At 60.8% G+C, this 17,891-nt stretch carries 16 protein-coding genes and 1 riboswitch; of the genes, 8 read left to right on the forward strand and 8 right to left on the reverse strand.

Annotation, left to right across the window (positions count from 1 at the left end):
* Positions 1 to 54: 54 nt before the first annotated feature.
* From U862_RS0103770 to U862_RS0103780, 3 genes are all read left to right on the forward strand, one after another.
* Positions 55 to 1,842, forward strand: coding sequence for a flavin monoamine oxidase family protein (locus U862_RS0103770; protein ID WP_025109172.1), 1,788 nt, complete (start codon positions 55 to 57; stop codon positions 1,840 to 1,842).
* Positions 1,843 to 2,151: 309 nt separating this feature from the next.
* On the forward strand, positions 2,152 to 2,703 hold the full coding sequence (locus U862_RS0103775) for a cytochrome b (protein ID WP_025109173.1): 552 nt from the start codon (positions 2,152 to 2,154) through the stop codon (positions 2,701 to 2,703).
* A 31-nt stretch (positions 2,704 to 2,734) separates the two neighbouring features.
* Entirely contained in the window at positions 2,735 to 3,328 is a 594-nt protein-coding gene (locus U862_RS0103780; protein WP_025109174.1) for a YceI family protein, read from the forward strand.
* A gap of 249 nt (positions 3,329 to 3,577) precedes the next feature.
* On the opposite strand, the gene U862_RS0103785 is transcribed toward U862_RS0103780, so the two are convergent.
* The 4 genes from U862_RS0103785 to ahcY form a co-directional block, all read right to left on the reverse strand.
* On the reverse strand, positions 3,578 to 5,446 hold the full coding sequence (locus U862_RS0103785; protein ID WP_025109175.1) for a DEAD/DEAH box helicase: 1,869 nt from the start codon (positions 5,444 to 5,446) through the stop codon (positions 3,578 to 3,580).
* Positions 5,447 to 5,668: 222 nt separating this feature from the next.
* Complete coding sequence (locus U862_RS0103790; RefSeq protein WP_025109176.1) at positions 5,669 to 6,481, reverse strand: ABC transporter substrate-binding protein; 813 nt, start codon at positions 6,479 to 6,481, stop codon at positions 5,669 to 5,671.
* Positions 6,482 to 6,637: 156 nt separating this feature from the next.
* A complete protein-coding gene (gene metF / locus U862_RS0103795; protein ID WP_025109177.1) occupies positions 6,638 to 7,483 on the reverse strand; it encodes a methylenetetrahydrofolate reductase [NAD(P)H] in 846 nt (281 codons plus the stop codon).
* A gap of 159 nt (positions 7,484 to 7,642) precedes the next feature.
* Positions 7,643 to 9,052: an adenosylhomocysteinase gene (gene ahcY / locus U862_RS0103800; RefSeq protein ID WP_007959684.1), complete on the reverse strand. Its 1,410-nt coding sequence runs from the start codon at positions 9,050 to 9,052 to the stop codon at positions 7,643 to 7,645.
* A 23-nt stretch (positions 9,053 to 9,075) separates the two neighbouring features.
* A riboswitch (S-adenosyl-L-homocysteine riboswitch) is annotated at positions 9,076 to 9,174 on the reverse strand.
* Between the two features lie 197 nt (positions 9,175 to 9,371).
* On the opposite strand from ahcY, the gene U862_RS0103805 reads away from it, so the two are divergent.
* On the forward strand, positions 9,372 to 9,779 hold the full coding sequence (locus tag U862_RS0103805; RefSeq protein ID WP_016984776.1) for an acyl-CoA thioesterase: 408 nt from the start codon (positions 9,372 to 9,374) through the stop codon (positions 9,777 to 9,779).
* Between the two features lie 190 nt (positions 9,780 to 9,969).
* Entirely contained in the window at positions 9,970 to 10,875 is a 906-nt protein-coding gene (locus tag U862_RS0103810) for a formate/nitrite transporter family protein (RefSeq protein ID WP_025109178.1), read from the forward strand.
* Here U862_RS0103810 and U862_RS0103815 read toward each other — a convergent pair whose 3' ends face one another.
* Complete coding sequence (locus U862_RS0103815; protein ID WP_025109179.1) at positions 10,876 to 12,141, reverse strand: sodium:proton antiporter; 1,266 nt, start codon at positions 12,139 to 12,141, stop codon at positions 10,876 to 10,878.
* Positions 12,142 to 12,298: 157 nt separating this feature from the next.
* Here U862_RS0103815 and U862_RS0103820 point away from each other — a divergent pair, with 157 nt between their 5' ends.
* Together U862_RS0103820 and U862_RS0103825 are read left to right on the forward strand one after the other, a co-directional pair.
* On the forward strand, positions 12,299 to 13,132 hold the full coding sequence (locus tag U862_RS0103820; RefSeq protein WP_025109180.1) for an EamA family transporter: 834 nt from the start codon (positions 12,299 to 12,301) through the stop codon (positions 13,130 to 13,132).
* A 39-nt stretch (positions 13,133 to 13,171) separates the two neighbouring features.
* Positions 13,172 to 13,555 carry an MAPEG family protein gene (locus U862_RS0103825; protein ID WP_025109181.1) on the forward strand — a complete coding sequence of 128 codons (384 nt, stop codon included), beginning with the start codon at positions 13,172 to 13,174 and terminating at the stop codon, positions 13,553 to 13,555.
* Between the two features lie 102 nt (positions 13,556 to 13,657).
* On the opposite strand, the gene U862_RS0103830 is transcribed toward U862_RS0103825, so the two are convergent.
* Positions 13,658 to 14,842, reverse strand: coding sequence for a murein transglycosylase A (locus U862_RS0103830; RefSeq protein ID WP_025109182.1), 1,185 nt, complete (start codon positions 14,840 to 14,842; stop codon positions 13,658 to 13,660).
* Positions 14,843 to 14,970: 128 nt separating this feature from the next.
* On the opposite strand from U862_RS0103830, the gene U862_RS0103835 reads away from it, so the two are divergent.
* Positions 14,971 to 15,420 (forward strand): cytochrome c, encoded by a 450-nt coding sequence (locus U862_RS0103835; RefSeq protein ID WP_025109183.1) that lies wholly within the window; start codon positions 14,971 to 14,973, stop codon positions 15,418 to 15,420.
* Between the two features lie 125 nt (positions 15,421 to 15,545).
* Here the strand turns inward: U862_RS0103835 and U862_RS0103840 are convergent, their stop codons facing one another.
* Together U862_RS0103840 and ligB are read right to left on the reverse strand one after the other, a co-directional pair.
* Positions 15,546 to 15,941 (reverse strand): DUF1090 domain-containing protein, encoded by a 396-nt coding sequence (locus U862_RS0103840; RefSeq protein WP_025109184.1) that lies wholly within the window; start codon positions 15,939 to 15,941, stop codon positions 15,546 to 15,548.
* Between the two features lie 97 nt (positions 15,942 to 16,038).
* Positions 16,039 to 17,715, reverse strand: a complete 1,677-nt coding sequence (gene ligB, locus U862_RS0103845; protein WP_025109185.1) for an NAD-dependent DNA ligase LigB — start codon at positions 17,713 to 17,715, stop codon at positions 16,039 to 16,041.
* Positions 17,716 to 17,891: the final 176 nt, after the last annotated feature.

Raw genomic sequence — 17,891 nt, forward strand, 5'->3', positions numbered from 1 at the left:
GTCGTCTGGCCCGCAAAACTGCTTTTTCCTACGTGTATTTCCGGAGTTCGCTGAATGTCTGTCGGTTGGCTGCGCGCCTGTGCGCTGGTGATGTTGGGGCTGTTCAGCGTTACGGCGCTGGCCAAGGATAAAACCGCAATCGTGATCGGCGGCGGCCTGTCGGGCCTGACCGCGGCTTACGAGCTGCAGAACAAGGGCTGGCAGGTCACGCTGCTGGAAGCCAAACCGAGCCTGGGTGGTCGTTCCGGCATGGCCACCAGCGAGTGGATCGGCAACGACAAGACCCAGCCGGTGCTGAACAAGTACGTCTCGACCTTCAAGCTGAGCACCACGCCGGCCCCTGAGTTCGTGCGCACACCGGGTTATCTGATCGACGGCGAGTATTTCTCCGCAGCCGATCTGGCGACGAAGCAGCCGGCCACCGCCGATGCGTTGAAGCGCTACCAGAAAACCCTCGACGATCTGGCGCGCTCGATCGACGATCCGCAAAACCCGGCCGCGACCAACACCCTGCATGCGCTGGACCAGATCAACGTGTCGAGCTGGCTCGACAAGCAGAACCTGCCGGCCACTGCACGTCAGCTGATCAACCAGGACATCCGCACTCACTACGACGAGCCTTCGCGCCTGTCGCTGCTGTATTTCGCCCAGCAGAACCGCGTGTATCGCGGCGTCGCTGACCGTGATCTGCGTGCCTCGCGTCTGGTGGGCGGCAGCCAGGTGCTGGCCCAGGCCTTCGTCAAGCAGATCAAGACCATCAAGACCAACTCGCCGGTTTCGGCCATCACTCAGGACAAGGACGGCGTGACCGTCAAGGTCGGCAGTGTGGGTTATCAGGCTGATTACGTGGTGCTGGCGGTGCCGTTGCGTGCACTGAACAAGATTGCGCTGACGCCAGCGCTGGACGCTCAGCATCTGGCCGCGATCAAGGGCACCAACTACGGCTGGCGTGACCAGATCATGCTCAAGTTCAAGACGCCAGTGTGGGAAAGCAAGGCGCGCATGTCCGGCGAGATCTACAGCAACGCAGGTTTAGGCATGCTCTGGATCGAACCAGCCCTCAAGGGCGGCGCCAACGTCGTCATCAACCTGTCCGGCGACAACGCTCGGGTGATGCAGGCGTTCGGCGACAAGCAGATGGTCGATCAGGTGCTGATCCGTCTGCACGCGTTTTATCCACAGGCCCGTGGCTCGTTCACCGGTTATGAAATCCGCCGTTACAGCACCGACCCGTCGATGGGCGGCGCTTACCTGGCTTACGGCCCGGGCCAGATCAGCAAGTTCTGGCGTCTGTGGGAGCGTCCGCTGCAACGCGTGACCTTCGCTGGCGAACATACCGACACCTTGTACCCGGGCACACTGGAAGGCGCACTGCGCACCGGCCAGCGTGCGGCCAGTCAGGTAGAAGACCTGGCAGCCGGCAAGTCGTTTGAACCGGTCAAAGTGGTTCCGGCTGCAGCAGCGGCAGGCGCGGCGGGTGCCGTGGCGGCGAAGAAGGGCAACTTCTTCAGCAACCTGTTCGGTGGCTCGGATGATGAGAAAAAACCAGAGCCAGTGAAGGCACCTGAGCCCGCTCCAGCGCCAGTGGCACCAGCGCCTGCACCGGCTCCAGCCCCTGCGCCAGCTCCGGTGGAAGCACCGAAGCCAGCGGCCCCGGTGAAAGCCGAGCCGGCGAAGAAAGCGGCGGCCAAGCCTGCGGCGAAGAAGCCTGCGGCCAAAACCGAGGCGAAAAAAGCCCCGGCCAAGCCAGCAGCGAAAAAAGCCGAACCGGCGAAGAAGCCAGCGGCTAAACCGGCAGCAACTCCGGCACCGGCGGCAAGCACCGACAGCAAAGCGCAGTAAGTCTTTGCGGTGAACGAAAAAGCGCGGCTTTCATGCCGCGCTTTTTTATTGCCTGCCAAACCAGGCTCGCACAGTTGGAATGCGTACACCCTGTGGGAGCGGGCTTGCTCGCGAAGAGGCCGGTTCAGGCAATACAAACTCCGGATCTGTACGCAGCATTCTGCACCGCACTTTCCCCGTTAATCTTTCCTTAACCACTATGCTCAAGACTCTTGATCGTATTTCTCGATATTTCAAAGCAAAATTTTCCGCTTTAATTCGATAGATAACTCGCTAGTCTTGGTTCGCAGTTCTCACAGGATTTGGGCAATGCAGCTACGTAACTCTTCTTCACGCTATGGTTGGGTCAGCATCTTCATGCACTGGGGCGTGGCGCTGGCAGTCTTCGGGCTGTTTGCACTGGGTCTGTGGATGGTGGGGCTGGATTACTACAGCAGCTGGCGCAAAGACGCGCCGGATCTGCACAAGAGCATCGGTCTGGTGTTGTTGGGTGTGATGGTGTTGCGGGTGCTCTGGCGCTTTATCAGCCCACCGCCGCCAACACTGCAAAGCTACAGCCGGATGACCCGTATCGGCGCGAAGTTCGGCCACGGGTTTCTGTATCTCGCGCTGTTCGCTGTGATGATTGCCGGTTACCTGATTTCCACCGCAGACGGTGTCGGGATCCCGGTGTTTGGCCTGTTTGAAGTTCCTGCACTGGTCTCCGGGCTACCGGATCAGGCAGATACCGCTGGGGTGATTCATCTCTGGCTGGCGTGGGCGCTGGTAATTTTTTCCGGTCTCCATGCGTTGGCAGCATTGAAGCACCACTTTATCGATCGTGATGCGACCCTGACGCGAATGCTCGGTCGCAAAGCCTGAAATTCAACCTCGACTCAAAGGAAAAGAAAGCATGTTGAAAAAGACTCTGGCCGCTCTGGCAATCGGTTCGGCCGTACTGTCCGCGAACGTGATGGCTGCTGATTACACCGTCGACAAGGAAGGCCAGCACGCTTTCGTCGACTTCAAGATCAGCCACCTGGGCTACAGTTTCATCACCGGTACCTTCAAGGACATCGACGGCAAGTTCAGCTTTGACGCTGCCAAGCCTGAAGACAGCAAAATCGAATTCAACGTGAAAACCGCCAGCGTGTTCACCAACCACGCCGAGCGCGACAAGCACATCGCCAGCAAAGACTTCCTGGACGTGGGCAAATACGCTGACGCCAAGTTCGTCTCGACCAGCGTCAAATCCACCGGCAAGAACGCCGCTGGCAAAGACACTGCTGACGTGACCGGTGACCTGACCCTGCACGGCGTGACCAAGCCGATCGTGGTCAAGGCTGTGTTCCTGGGTGAAGGCAAGGATCCATGGGGCGGCTACCGTGCCGGCTTCGAAGGCACCACCAGCATCAATCGCCAGGATTTCGGCAAGATGATGGATCTGGGCCCGGCATCCAACAACGTCGACCTGTACATCTCGTTTGAAGGTGTGAAAGCGAAGTAATTTTCGCCGTCATGCAAAAACGCCCCCGGTCGCAAGGTCGGGGGCGTTTTTTTTGTGTACTCATAGCCCATATCACCACAAACCCCCTGTGAAAGCGGGCTTGTTCGCGAATGCGGTGTGTCATTGAAAGGGATGTTGGCTGACTGGCGCATTCGCGAGCAAGCCCGCTCCCACAGGGAAAGGTGTGTGTTGTGCATAAAAAATGCCCCGGCTCTTTCGAGTCGGGGCATTTTTCATGGCTGCGATAACTCAGCGATTGCGGGTCAGCAAGGCTGGTTTTTCGCCGCGCGGGCGGGTCGGCAGTTGATCGAGCTGCTCAGGTGTCGGGAAGCGGTCAGCCTTGGACTCCTTGTGCATGATCTTCGGCCCACTGCTGCGCGGATTCTGCACGGCCGGTTCGGCGCGTGGCTGATCGTCGCGAGCCGGGCGGCGGTTGCGCGAGGACTCGTCGCGACGGCCCTGGCCGTCACGCGGAGCACCATTGCGTGGGCCGCTGCGTTTGGCCGGCGGGGTGCCGGTGCTCGAACCGTTGCTGTTGCGCGGACCGTTCTGGCGACCCTGCGGCTGACCGCCACGGGGTGCGCCCGAACCTGCGCCCTGAGCTGGCGCGCCTGGACGGCGACCACGGCCACCGGCCGGGGCAGCTTTCGGCACGTAGTCAACGCGGTTACCGAAGTTATCGATATCGTCGTCGAGGAACTCGTCCGGGGCGCGATCAGCGGCGGCGCGTGGCGGCTGCGACGGCTGACGCTGTTCGCGGGCCGGGGTGCCTTCACGTGGTTTCTGCTGGCGGGCAGGGCGCTCGCCGCGTTCACCGGCCGGTTTTTCCTTGCCCTTGTCTTTGCCTTTGTCTTTACGACCGCCGCCACCGCCGCCGCCATTCGGACCGTCACCACGCGGGCCACGGGAGTTGCGCGGGTTGCGCATGTCCGGACGCTCACGCACTTCAGGCTTCTCGGCCTCGATGGTGCTGGCATCGAAGCCCATCAGGTCGCCGTCGGCGATTTTCTGCTTGGTCATGCGTTCGATGCTTTTCAGCAGTTTTTCTTCGTCCGGGGCAACCAGCGAGATTGCTTCGCCCGAACGACCGGCGCGGCCAGTACGGCCGATACGGTGCACGTAGTCTTCATCGACGTTCGGCAGTTCGAAGTTGACCACGTGTGGCAACTGGTCGATGTCCAGACCACGGGCGGCGATATCGGTTGCTACCAGGATGCGCACTTCACCGGCCTTGAAGTCGGCCAAGGCTTTGGTGCGCGCGTTCTGGCTCTTGTTACCGTGGATCGCCACAGCCGGCAGGCCGTGTTTGTCCAGGTACTCGGCCAGACGGTTGGCGCCGTGCTTGGTGCGGGTAAACACCAGCACCTGTTCCCAGGCGCCTGCGGTGATCAAGTGCGCCAGCAGGGCGCGCTTATGGCTGGCCGGCAGACGGAACACGCGTTGCTCGATGCGCTCGACCGTGGTGTTCGGCGGCGTCACTTCGATGCGTTCCGGGTTGTGCAGCAGTTTGCCGGCAAGATCAGTGATGTCTTTGGAGAAGGTCGCCGAGAACAGCAGGTTCTGACGCTTGGCCGGCAGACGCGCGAGGACTTTCTTCACGTCGTGCACGAAGCCCATGTCGAGCATGCGGTCGGCTTCGTCGAGGACGAGGATTTCGACGTGGGACAGGTCAACGCTGCCCTGGCCGCAGAGGTCGAGCAAACGACCCGGGCAGGCAACGAGCACGTCAACACCACGGGACATGGCCTGAACCTGTGGGTTCATGCCGACGCCGCCGAAGATGCAGGCGCTGACGAATTTCAGGTCACGAGCATAGATCTTGAAGCTCTCGTGAACCTGGGCCGCGAGTTCGCGGGTCGGGGTCAGGACCAGTACGCGCGGTTGGCGAGGGCCATGACGCTGGGATTTGTCCGGGTGACCGTTGGGGAACAACCGCTCCAGGATCGGAAGGGCGAAACCGCCGGTTTTACCGGTACCTGTCTGTGCCGCAACCATCAGGTCGCGACCTTGCAACACGGCGGGAATGGCCCGCTGTTGCACCGGAGTAGGCTCGGTATAGCCCGCATCTTCGATGGCACGGACTAAAGCCTCGGAGAGACCGAGGGAAGCAAAGGACATGAGTAATCCTGTTTTAGTTAGGGCTTGGCCCAATGGGAGTCTTGCCTGGCGCGAATCGCGTTTAAGAGGACGCGACCCCGTCCGGTCCTGCTGCGGTCTCGAAGGCACGTCAGGAGCGCTCGCGCGGGCTGAAAAGCTGCGCTGTAGCGGGTCTAGAGGCCTGTTACGGTTCCGGGCGTCCGGGCGTGAGCCTGGCGGGAACGCCGGAGTATAACAGAGCAATCACTGCGCGCTGCTTTCCTGCTGCTCAACGGTTTTGCTGTCGGCCGAGGCATTGCCCAGCGGCGCGGTGCCAGCCGGCGCTGCGCCGTAACGTGCGCTGAGCTCGGCGTAGGCCGGTTCGTGCTTGAAACGCTTGAGTTCGGCGCCGAAACGCTGCACCAGCAGATCCATCCCGGCATTGCGGCGAACCGCCAGATATTGGCTCTGGCGGCTAATAACAGTAGGGTTTTCGGTGATCTGATCGCGGATATTCAACTGATCGAGCAAGTGCTGACCGACGCGGCGATCGGTGATCAGCAAGTCGATGCGTCCGCGCAGCAGTTTGCCGAAATTGGCTTCGTGCGTCGGCGCCGGTTCACGGGTGAACAACGTCGATTCCCTGAAATCCGGGCTGTACAGATACCCCGGCGAGGTGCCGATGGTCAGGCCTTTGAGATCTTCGAGCTGGCGGAACGGGTGTGGCCGGTCGTTGGCGTAGAACATCACGAACTCGACGTCCGACAACGGTTCGATGGGGTAGAGCAGGGTGGCGTCGCGCTCGTTGCTGTGAAAGATGTCCAGAGCGCCGTCAGCCTGGCCGGTGTCGAGCATCGACAGGCAGCGCTTCCATGGCAGGAACTGCCATTCGACCTCGATTCCCAGGCGCTTGAACACGATGGCCGTGGTTTCGTAGTCCAGCCCGAGGTTTTTACCGCCCTCTTCGTAGACATAAGGCGCCCACGGCTCGGTGACAATACGCAACTTCTCGCCCCGAGCAGCAAAGCTCAGGCAAGCAAAAACCAGCACCGTGAATAACTGCGCGATCAAAGGCATGGCTTGAGATTACGACGAGAAACGCGAAAGAGCCAGAAAGTGGCTGTACAAGCTCTGTTTCGGGCGTTAAAAGCAAAAGATCGCAGCCTCTGACAGACTCCGCAGAGCCGGAAAACTGTCAAAAGTTGCGATCTTCAGGTCTTGCCCGGGTGTTGCTTAGCGCGGCAGCTTCAGGTTGTTCCAGATCGCCAGGCTCGGTTCGGCCTGATTCATGGAATAGAAGTGCAGCCCCGGTGCGCCACCCTGCAGCAGGCGTTCGCACATTTCGCTGACGACCTGCTCGCCAAAGCGCTGAATGCTTTGGCTGTCGTCGCCGTAGGCTTCCAGTTGCTTGCGGATCCAGCGCGGAATTTCCGCACCGCAGGCATCGGAGAAACGCGCCAGCTTGCTGTAGTTGGTGATCGGCATGATCCCCGGCACGACCGGAATATCCACGCCCAGCGCCTGCAAACGTTCGACGAAGTAGAAGTAGCTGTCGGCGTTGAAGAAGTACTGGGTGATTGCGCTGTCGGCGCCGGCGCGAGCCTTGCGCACGAAGTTGGCAAGATCGTCTTCGTAGTTGCGCGCTTGCGGATGCATCTCCGGGTAAGCGGCGACTTCGATGTGGAAATGATCACCGGTTTCTTCACGAATGAATTCCACCAGTTCATTGGCGTGACGCAGCTCGCCGCTGGTCATGCCCATGCCGGACGGCAGGTCGCCGCGCAGCGCAACGATGCGCTTGATACCGGCTGCCTTGTATTCGTTCAGCAGGCCGCGCAGGTCGTCCTTGCTGTCGCCGACGCACGACAGGTGCGGTGCGGCCGGTACTTTGACTTCGCTTTCCAGTTGCAGAACGGTGTTGAGGGTGCGATCACGGGTCGAACCACCAGCGCCATAGGTGCAGGAAAAGAAGTCGGGGTTGTAAGTGGCCAGCTGACGGGCAGTGGCGAGCAGTTTTTCATGCCCAGCATCGGTCTTGGTCGGGAAGAACTCGAAGCTGTAGCGACGGTCTTGGGACATGGTCATACCCTTGAAAACAAGAACCTTCGAGGCGCTGCAATCTCATGTGGGAGCGAGCCTGCTCGCGAAAGCGCTGGGACAGACAACACGGATGTTGAATGTTAAGCCGCCTTCGCGAGCAGGCTCGCTCCCACAGGGATAGCGAGCAGTCAGCGCCTGTTAGTAGCGGTAAGCGTGCGGCTTGAACGGGCCTTCGACGGTCACGCCGATGTAGTCAGCCTGTTGCTTGGTCAGTTGAGTGACCACGCCGCCGAAGCCGCGAACCATTTCCAGGGCCACTTCTTCGTCGAGTTTCTTCGGCAGTACTTCAACGGTCAGGCGCTCAGCTTTCTGGGCTGGCGACAGGTCGGCGTACTTCTGGCCGAACAGGAAGATCTGTGCCAGAACCTGGTTGGCGAACGAACCGTCCATGATGCGGCTTGGGTGACCGGTAGCGTTGCCCAGGTTCACCAGACGGCCTTCGGCCAGCAGGATCAGGTAGTCGTCGTTCTGCGCGTCGAATGCGCCCGGGCCGGTACGGTGGATCTTGTGTACCTGTGGCTTCACTTCTTCCCATGCCCAGTTCTTGCGCATGAAAGCGGTGTCGATTTCGTTGTCGAAGTGACCGATGTTGCAGACAACAGCACGCTTCTTCAGCGCTTTGAGCATGTTGGCGTCGCAAACGTTGACGTTACCGGTGGTGGTCACGATCAGGTCGATCTTGCCCAGCAGCGCTTTGTCGATGCTGGCTTCGGTGCCGTCGTTGATGCCGTCGATGAACGGCGAAACCAGTTCGAAACCGTCCATGCAGGCTTGCATGGCGCAGATCGGGTCGACTTCGGAGACTTTGACGATCATGCCTTCCTGACGCAGGGACTGGGCCGAACCCTTGCCCACGTCACCGTAACCGATGACCAGCGCTTGCTTGCCGGACAGCAGGTGGTCGGTACCGCGCTTGATCGCATCGTTCAGGCTGTGACGGCAGCCGTACTTGTTGTCGTTCTTGGACTTGGTTACCGAGTCGTTGACGTTGATGGCCGGGATCTTCAGCTCGCCCTTGGCCAGCATGTCCAGCAGGCGGTGTACGCCGGTGGTGGTTTCTTCGGTCACGCCGTGAACGCGATCCAGCACCTGAGGGTACTTGTCGTGCAGCAGCTGAGTCAGGTCGCCGCCGTCGTCGAGGATCATGTTGGCGTCCCATGGCTGGCCATCTTTCAGGATGGTCTGCTCCAGGCACCACTCGTACTCTTCTTCAGTCTCGCCTTTCCAGGCGAAAACCGGGATGCCGGCAGCGGCGATGGACGCAGCAGCCTGATCCTGGGTGGAGAAAATGTTGCAGGACGACCAGCGTACTTCGGCACCCAGGGCAACCAGGGTTTCGATCAGCACGGCAGTCTGAATGGTCATGTGGATGCAGCCGAGGATTTTCGCGCCCTTGAGCGGCTGCTCGGAAGCGTACTTGCGGCGCAGACCCATCAGGGCCGGCATTTCCGATTCGGCGATGATGGTTTCGCGACGGCCCCAGGCAGCCAGGGACATGTCGGCAACTTTGTAATCGTTAAAATCGGCAGGCGTGATAACAGCGCTCATGAAGAGCCTCCATTCGTAATGTATGCGAATGGGCGCCGTTGTGCGTTTAGTGTCTGGCCTGAGCCAGTCAACGCCCCATCCGAGCCTGACAGGTTGAACCTGCTGCAGCGCCCCTCGGACAGGTGGCGGGAAAACGGTAGCAAGTGAACGTTACCGTTTTGAAACGGGGGCGATTATAGCCGTCTAGACTGATCTTCCAAAGGGTTTCTGTCGGCCAAATGAAGATCGCTAATAGCGACCATAGTAGAAGGCTCATGGAGCCTGACCGCTCAGTCTGCCAAGATGGCCCCATCATTGGGCAAGACACTCAGGAGTGAAGATGAATTTCCACACCCGCAAATGGGTAAAACCCGAAGACCTGAACCCCAACGGCACCCTGTTCGGCGGCAGCCTGCTGCGCTGGATCGACGAGGAAGCGGCGATCTACGCCATCGTCCAGTTGGGCAATCAGCGCGTGGTGACCAAGTACATTTCCGAGATCAACTTCGTCAGCGCCTCGCGTCAGGGCGACATTATCGAACTGGGCATCACCGCCACCGAGTTCGGCCGCACCTCGATCACCCTGACTTGCGAGGTGCGCAACAAGATCACCCGCAAGAGCATCCTCACGGTCGAGAAGATGGTCTTCGTCAACCTCGGCGAAGACGGCCTGCCGGCGCCGCACGGGCGCACTGAAATCAAATATGTGAAAGATCAGTTTCAGGAAGATGAATTAGTCACCAAGTGACATCGGCGGTGCGCCCTTCGCGAGCAAGCCCGCTCCCACATCAGACCGCGTGCTGCCCCGCAACTCGGTCAACTGTGGGAGCGGGCTTGCTCGCGAATGCGGTTTTGTATTCACCGAAGATTCATCTGCTCAGTGAACAGCTGTGAACGGCGGGGGTCGTAGCTGAAAGCCCCCCACTGGTTGCCACGCCATGACCACCCCCACCGACGGCAAGACCCCCGACCTCTCGGCCAAGGAGCAACACGAAGTCGAGAAAAACCAGCCGCCACGCGCGGCGGTTCTGCATGAAATCATCCGCACCCAGGGCGATCAGGAGCTGGAGCGCAGCATTGCCGCGTTGTGGTGGTCGGCGCTGGCCGCCGGGCTGACGATGGGCCTGTCGCTGATGGGCATGGGTTTGCTCAACTCGCGCCTGCCCGAGGGCGACGAATTCAAGGTGATCGCCAGTTTCGGCTATTGCGCGGGTTTCCTCGCGGTGATCCTTGCCCGCCAGCAGCTGTTCACCGAAAACACCCTGACCGCGGTCCTGCCGGTCATGACCAAACCGACGATACGCAACTTCGGCCGACTGATCCGGCTATGGGGCGTCGTCCTGTTCGGTAATTTGTGCGGCACGATTCTGGTGGCGTACGTGATGCTCGAGTTGCCGATTTTCGACAGCAAGACCGACGCCGCCTTCCTCGAAATCGGCCGCAAGGTCATGGAAAACCACGCCAGCCAGATGTTCGCCAAGGGCATCGTCTCCGGCTGGATGATCGCCACCATGGTCTGGATGATCCCGTCCATGGAGAGCGCGAAGATGTGGATCATCATCCTCATCACCTACCTGATGGCGCTGGGCGACTTCACCCACATCGTGGTCGGTTCGGCGGAAGTGTCGTATCTGGTGTTTGCCGGCGAGCTGCCGTGGAGTGATTTCTGGATGGTGTTCGCCGGGCCGACGTTGGCGGGGAACATCATCGGCGGCAGTTTCATCTTCGCCCTGATCAGCCATGCGCAGATACGCAGCGAGAGCGGTGCGCCGAAAGACCCGGAAAAGCCGAAAGGGTCTGCGGGCCAGGTTGAACAGCCTGATCCGCAGCAGATCGGAAAATGATCAGTGGTGCGCGGGCTCAGCCGCTGTGGCTGGCTCGTCACGGGTGGCGTGCTTGACCAATTTGCCGATGGTCAGCCCCTGCAACAGGATTGACGACAGCACCACGATGTAGGTGATGCTCAGCAGCAGATCGCGCTCCGGGCCCAATGGCAGGGCCAGCGCCAGTGCCACCGAGACACCGCCGCGCAAGCCGCCCCAGGTCAGGATGCGGATGGTGCCGCGCGGCACCGTGCGCCAGCGACGCAGCAGGACGATGGCCGGGGCCACGGTGAGCAGACGCGAGAGCAGAATCGCCACCGCCAGCAGGCTTGCCGCCGCCACGTGCAGCCAGTTGAACGGCAGCAGTAACAGCTCCAGACCGATCAGCGCGAACAGCAGGGCGTTGAGCATGTCGTCAAGCAACTCCCAGAAGCCGTCGAGGTACTTGCGGGTCATGTCGTTCATCGCCAGGTTGCGCCCCAGGTTACCGATGATCAGACCGGCCACCACCATCGCAATCGGTGCCGAGACGTGCACCTCGCTGGCCATCGCCGAACCACCGATCACCAGCGCCAGGGTCAGCATCACCGTGATCTGATGCTGCTGGACGCTCTTGATCATCCGGTACACCAGATAGCCGATCAGCCCGCCGAACAGCACGCCGCCAATCGCCTCGTGAACGAACAGCATGGCCGTGGCGCTGATGGTCGGCGTTTCGCCCAGTTGGGCGATGCCCAGCAGCACGGTGAACACCACCACCGCCGTGCCATCGTTGAACAGTGATTCACCGACAATGGTGGTTTTCAGCGGCTTGGAAGCATTGGCCGTACGCAATACGCCGAGCACCGCGATCGGGTCGGTCGGCGAAATCAGCGCGCCGAACAGCAGGCAGTACAGGAAGCTCACGTGCCAGCCGAACAGGGCAAAAATGTAATAGGCGAGGCTGCCGATCACGGCGGTGGCGATCAGCACGCCGAAGGTCGCCAACAGGCCGATGGGCCAGCGGTAGCTGCGCAGGTCATTCAAGTTGACGTGCAGGGCGCCGGCGAACAGCAGGAATGACAGCATCCAGTTCATCAACAGATCGCCGAAGTCGATCTGGCCGATCAGTTGCTGCACGCGTTCTTCGAGGCCGGGGTAGCCGAGCACGCTCAGGCCTTGCAGCAACAGAGAGAACATCAGCGCGGTGACCATCACACCGATGGTCGGTGGCAGGCCGATGAAGCGGTAATTGACGAAAGTGAGGAGGGTGGTGAGGCAGATGAAAGCGGCTACGAGTTCAAGCATCCGGGGTCCTTTGGATGGGGGTGGAAAGACAGCGCCCCTGTTCTTCGGCGCACAGGTTGGATGGGCTGACTCGGGGTGGGGACACAATCACGTCCCCTCGGTTGGTCAGCCGCACACATTGGTGTAGGGTCAACAACAAAAAATCAAGGAGTGAAACGTGGCGGCGACAGTTCTGGTGTTGATAGCGGCGCTGTTGCATGCGGCGTGGAATACCTTGATCAAGTTCAGCGCCGAACGGTTGTTGGTGGTGGCTTGCATGGACACGGTGGCGCTGTTGTTCGTGGCGCTGGCGTCGCCCTTCATCAGCCTGCCGCCACTGGACATCTGGCCGTGGATTCTGGCCTCGGCGGCGTTCGAGCTGCTGTATCGCTATCTGTTGATTCAGGCTTATCGGGTCGGCGACCTCGGGCTGGTCTATCCGCTGATGCGCGGATTGTCGCCGCTGGTGGTGCTGGCGCTGACCCTGATCTTCGCCGGCGAAGTGCTCACTGCGCAGCAGATCTTCGGGATCATGCTGATTCCGTTGGGCATGGCCTGCCTGCTCTGGCAGGGCGGCGGCGGGAAGCATCTCCCCTGGTCGATGCTACCGGTGGTGGCACTGATCGGGCTGTGCATCGGTTGCTACACCTATATCGACGGTCAGGCCTTGCGGCGCTGGTCGCATCCGCTGGATTACCTGGTCTGGGTCACGCTGCTCAGCGCCTGGCCGTTTCCGTTGCTGGCATGGGTCGCCAAACGCCCGGCGTTCCTGGTGTTCTGGCGCGAGCAATGGAAGCTGGGGCTGGCGGTCGGGTTCTGCGTGTTGTTCAGCTACGCTCTGGTGCTGTGGGCGATGCAGTTGGGGTCGATTGCCGAGGCGGCAGCATTGCGCGAGATCAGCGTGATCCTGGTGGTGCTGTTTGGCATGCGTTACCTCAAAGAACCTTTCGGCAGGCCGCGGCTCTTAGCCTGTGGGTTGGTATTGATCGGCATGCTGGTAATGAAGTTCTGACCGCCCGCCATTTTCCATCAATCAAAGAAGGACGGCTTTATGACGGTAGCTCTGTGGTGCGTGTTGATCGCGATTTTCCTGCCCTATATCTGCACCGGCGTGGCCAAGGCAGTGGGTGGCTACCGGCTGAGCGACAACCATGATCCTCGGGACTTTCTGGAAAGTCTGAACGGTGTGGCCCGCCGTGCGCATGCGGCGCAATTGAACAGTTTCGAGGTGATGCCGGCATTCGCCATCGCGGTGATCGTCGCGCATCTGGTGGGCACCGCGCAGCTGGTGACGGTGAATGTGCTGGCGGTGATGTTTATCACCAGTCGCCTGTTGTACATCATCTGCTACCTGGCGGACTGGGCGATTCTGCGGTCGCTGGTGTGGTTTATCGGGATGGGGCTGATTGCTTCGTTCTTCTTTGTGTCTGTCTGATTCTGGGGTGTTGCTGCCTGCCTATTCGCGAGCAAGCCCGCTCCCACAGTAGTACACATGCTAACTGTGGGAGCGGGCTTGCTCGCGAAGGCGCTGAGGAACTTAAGGTTTGTCCTTCACCGTGTCGGCGACTTGCGGCACTTGCGGCAACGCCGCGCCTTTAGGCCAGAGCATCCAGATCTGACCCTGCTGTTTCATGTCGCCGGCCAGTTGCCCGGCCGCATCGCCAGTGCCCCAGAACAGGTCCGCGCGAACCTCGCCGGCAATCGCGCCGCCGGTGTCCTGCGCCGCCACTGGACGCACCAGTGCCGTGCCGTCAGGGCGGGTGGTCGACAGCCACAGCAGACTGCCCAACGGAATCACTTTTCGGTCCACCGCTGCGCTATAACCGGCCGTCAGCGGTACGTTCAGCGAGCCGCGTGGGCCTTCGTTGCTGTCCGGGTTGCGGGTGAAAAACACATAGCTCGGGTTGCTGCCGAGCAGTTCCGGAATGCGCGACGGGTTGGCCTTGGCCCAGTTGCTGATCGCGCTCATGGTCACGTCTTCTTTCTTCAGCTCACCCTGTTCCACCAGCCAGCGGCCGATCGGTCGGTACGGGTGGCCGTTCTGGTCGGCGTAGGCGATGCGCAGTTGTTTGCCGTCCGCCGTCTGAATCCGCCCGGAGCCCTGAATCTGCAGGAATTGCAGGTTCATCGGATCGGTCAGGTACGCCACCACGGGGGCTTTGACGCCTTTGGACTCGATGGTCGCGGCGTCGTCATACGGCTTGAGCACGCGACCTTCGAGACGACCGCGCAGGCGCTTGCCCTTGAGCTCCGGATAAATGCTGTCCAGCGACACGATGATCATGTCTTCAGGCACGCCATACACCGGCACGTTGGCGGCGTCGGTGGGCGTCAGGCTGCCGGGGTAGACCGGTTCGTAGTAACCGGTGATCAGACCGTTGGGGTTGTCATGCTCGGCGCGCAGGCCGAACACGTCGAGGTTCTGCTTGAGGAAGCTGCGGATTTCGCTGGCGCTCTGCGGCACGTTGGCCGCGGCGGCGCAGGTGCCGCCCCAGACCGGGTCGGCCTTGAGTCGGGTGCAGGCGCTGCGCCATGAGCCGAAGCCGGCGACCAGATCGCTGTCGGACACGGCTGGCAAAGCTTCCCAGGTGGCGCTGGAGTAAGTGGCCAAGGCGTGGATTTTCGGTTTGGCGGTGTCGCCGCCCGTGCAGCCGGCGAGGATTGCCAGCAGCGGAAGGGTTGCGATCAAAGGGTGACGCCAGGCCTTGAAGCGGCTGTTCATGGAGTGATTCCTGTGCCGGTTGCCCGAGTGCTCCATGCGCTCAGGCAACCCGTATTTTTAATAGGGCTATTGGTGTTTGTCGGCGACGCGAGGATACTGGCCGCCGAATTCCGTGACCTGAAGCCACCATGACTCTTAAAAGAATTTCTGTTGTATTGCTGGCCTGTCTGACCTTGTCCGCCTGTGGCGGTGTCGACCCGAATTCGCCGCTGGGTCAACGCAAGGCGATCTTCAAGCAGATGCTCAAGACCGGCGAAGAGCTGGGCGGCATGTTGCGTGGACGCATTCCGTTCGACGGACCGAAATTCGCCGACGGTGCGGTGAAACTCGATGCGTTGTCCCATGAGCCGTGGAAGCATTTCCCGCAGGTGCGCGAAGAAGATCACACCAGTGCCAAGGATGATGTCTGGCTGCGTCAGGCACGCTTTCAGGAACTGGCCCGCAACCTTGAGGCAACCACCGGTGAATTGGTGAGCGTCAGCAAGGTTCAGCCGTACAAGGCCAGCAACCTGGGGCCTGCCGTGCAGAAAGTTGAAGATGCCTGCAGCGCTTGCCATAAAGAGTTTCGGGATCATTGATCTCTGTTGTTTGAGATGAAGCCTTCGCGAGCGAGCCCGCTCCCACATTGGATTTGTGAGGTTCATACAATCCCTGAGGGAGCGGGCTTGCTCGCGAAGAGAGCATCAAATTCACCGCATGCCGGTTACTTGTCCAATTGGTCCAGCGCGTCCTGCAGTTCCTTGCGCGACTCGGCGAGCTTGTTCTTGCGCTTGTCGATCTTCTCCGGATCGCCTTTCTTCATCGCCTTGTCGAGATCAGCCTGACGCTTGCTGACTTCGTGCTTGGCATCCAGCACCTTGTTCTCGCGTTCTTTCTTCAGGCCGGCATCCGTGCAGTTCTTCGTCACTTCATCCAGTGCCGTTTGCAAGCCGGCCTGCTGATCGGCATTGCCGCGAGACTTGGCCTGTTCGATCTGGTTGATGATGCCCTGCTTCTTGGCGGCGCAACCGGTCAGCCCCGGGGCGTCTTCGTCGGCCATTACGGGGGCGGCCATCACGGCGCAGAGGGTCAGCAGGGCGAGCGGTGAAAGAAGTTTCATAAAAGCTCCATGTGCAAAGGCAATCGGGTCAGTCGGGCGCTGCGCAGTTGGAGCGCCTCGGCGGCCCTTGGGTTCCCGGCGTGCGGGGATTGCATGTTCAGAAACCGTCGATTCCGGCGGCATGTAATTGTTCGCTGATGGCCAGCACCTGCGGGTCGCGAAAGAATGCGCTCAATTGCGCTGCGCGTCCGGGGCCGATTCCGGCTTCAGCCTGCCATTGTTCGGTATTTCGTTGTGCCAGCGCTTGCCATGAATCAGCCAGTTGAACCCCGCCTGTCGGCGGCAGCCCCAACGCTTTGAGCCACTGCGCGAAAGGCCTTTGTCGGGCGCTGTGAAAGCTGTGTATCAGGCGTGCGCTGCTGCGCTCGCCGAAGCCAGCAATGTTAGCAAGCTCTGGCTCATCGAGGGTCAACCAATCCAGCAGGTTATTCAGACGGCCTGTTTCCAGAAGTTTCTCCCAGGTGCCTTTGCCCACATGGGGCATTGCCAGCCCTTGTTTGCCGCTGAGCCAGGTCAGGCGCGCGAGAAACTGGCTTTCGCAGCCGGGTATTGGTTGCCAGCAACTCAAAGTGTGAAAATCACTGGCGTCGGGTATGTCGATGGCGGCCCGCTCTGTTGTGCGCAGCACCACGCTGTCGAGCCGGGGAATCGTCAGCCCGGCCAGACTGATTGCCACCTGATCGCCGGGACGGATGTCGAGTGCCTGCCAGCGCTTGAGCGTACTGGCGCTGACACGTTTTATCTCCCGGTCATCGAGCATGACCGGCGTCAGTTCCAGCACCGGGGTGATGCGGCCGGTGCGGCCGATTTTGAAATCAACCTTGCGCACTTCGGCCAGCGCTCGTGCAAACGGGTATTTCCAGGCCACGGCCCAGTAGGGTGCGCTTGCCTGCCAGCGCTCCGCCGCTGGCCGCTGGCTCTGACGCAGGACAATACCGTCGCTGGCGAATGGCAGTGGCGATCGATACCAGTGCTCGCGCCATTTTTGCGCATCCCCAAGATGGTCGATTGACTGACTGAACGGCGCCGTGGTGGCGAAACCCAATGTCGCCAGCGTCGCTGTTCTTTCGGGTAGGCTCGCCGGCCCTTGTGGCCAATCCCAGACGAACAGACTGATTCCGGCCGCCTGCTCCTCGCTCAGGGTTTTACGGTTCATCAGTCCGGCGACGGTGGCGCGCGCGTTGACGCTGCCGGCGCGGGCTTGCACATGTTGAGTCAGGCGCCAGTAGAGTTCGCCCTGCACCAGCAGATCGCGGGGCTGTGTCAGTTGTTGAGGAATGGCTGCGATCTTGTGCGCCGACGCTGTCCAGTCCTGGCCGCTGATACCGTCTCCGCGACTGATCGCTTGCTGCAGCAGGCCGCGCCGGTAGATCAGCGTCACTGCAACGCCATCGACCTTGGGTTGGACCCAGACATCCTGGCGATCCTTCAGCCACGCTTGTACGGCCGCCGCTTCGTGCAGTTTATCCAGGCCAGTGTGGGCAACGGGATGCGCAATTGAGCCAGATGCGCTGCGTACGGGGTCGGGCGCTGCGGGCTGCTGGAAACACTGTCGCCATTCATTGATCCGCAGGCGGGCCTGGTCGTAGAGGTCGTCGGCGATCAGCGAGCGGCCTTCGCGGTGATAGGCGTCGTCCCATTGGTCGAGCTGTTTTTGCAGGGCGCTGATTTCGTTGGTTGCTTTGGCGGCAGACCAGTCGGGGCAGGCGGCGTAAGCGATCAGGTGGGTGAAACTCAGCAGAACAACTGAAAACAGGCGCAGCGTGGCAAGCATGGTGAGCGTCCTTGCTCAGGGGGAATGCTTGAAGGCTAGTCAGGATTTGGAGCAGCACCGGGTGGGTGTTTTGCATCGTGTTTCAGGGCTGAAACTCAGGTCGCCAGAGCTGGCCTCTTCGCGGGCAAGCCCGCTCCCACAGGGTTCCTTGTTTGTGTTCAAGGTGGCATTGCAGG

It is taken from the genome of Pseudomonas sp. H1h (genome assembly GCF_000633255.1).
GTDB lineage: Bacteria > Pseudomonadota > Gammaproteobacteria > Pseudomonadales > Pseudomonadaceae > Aquipseudomonas.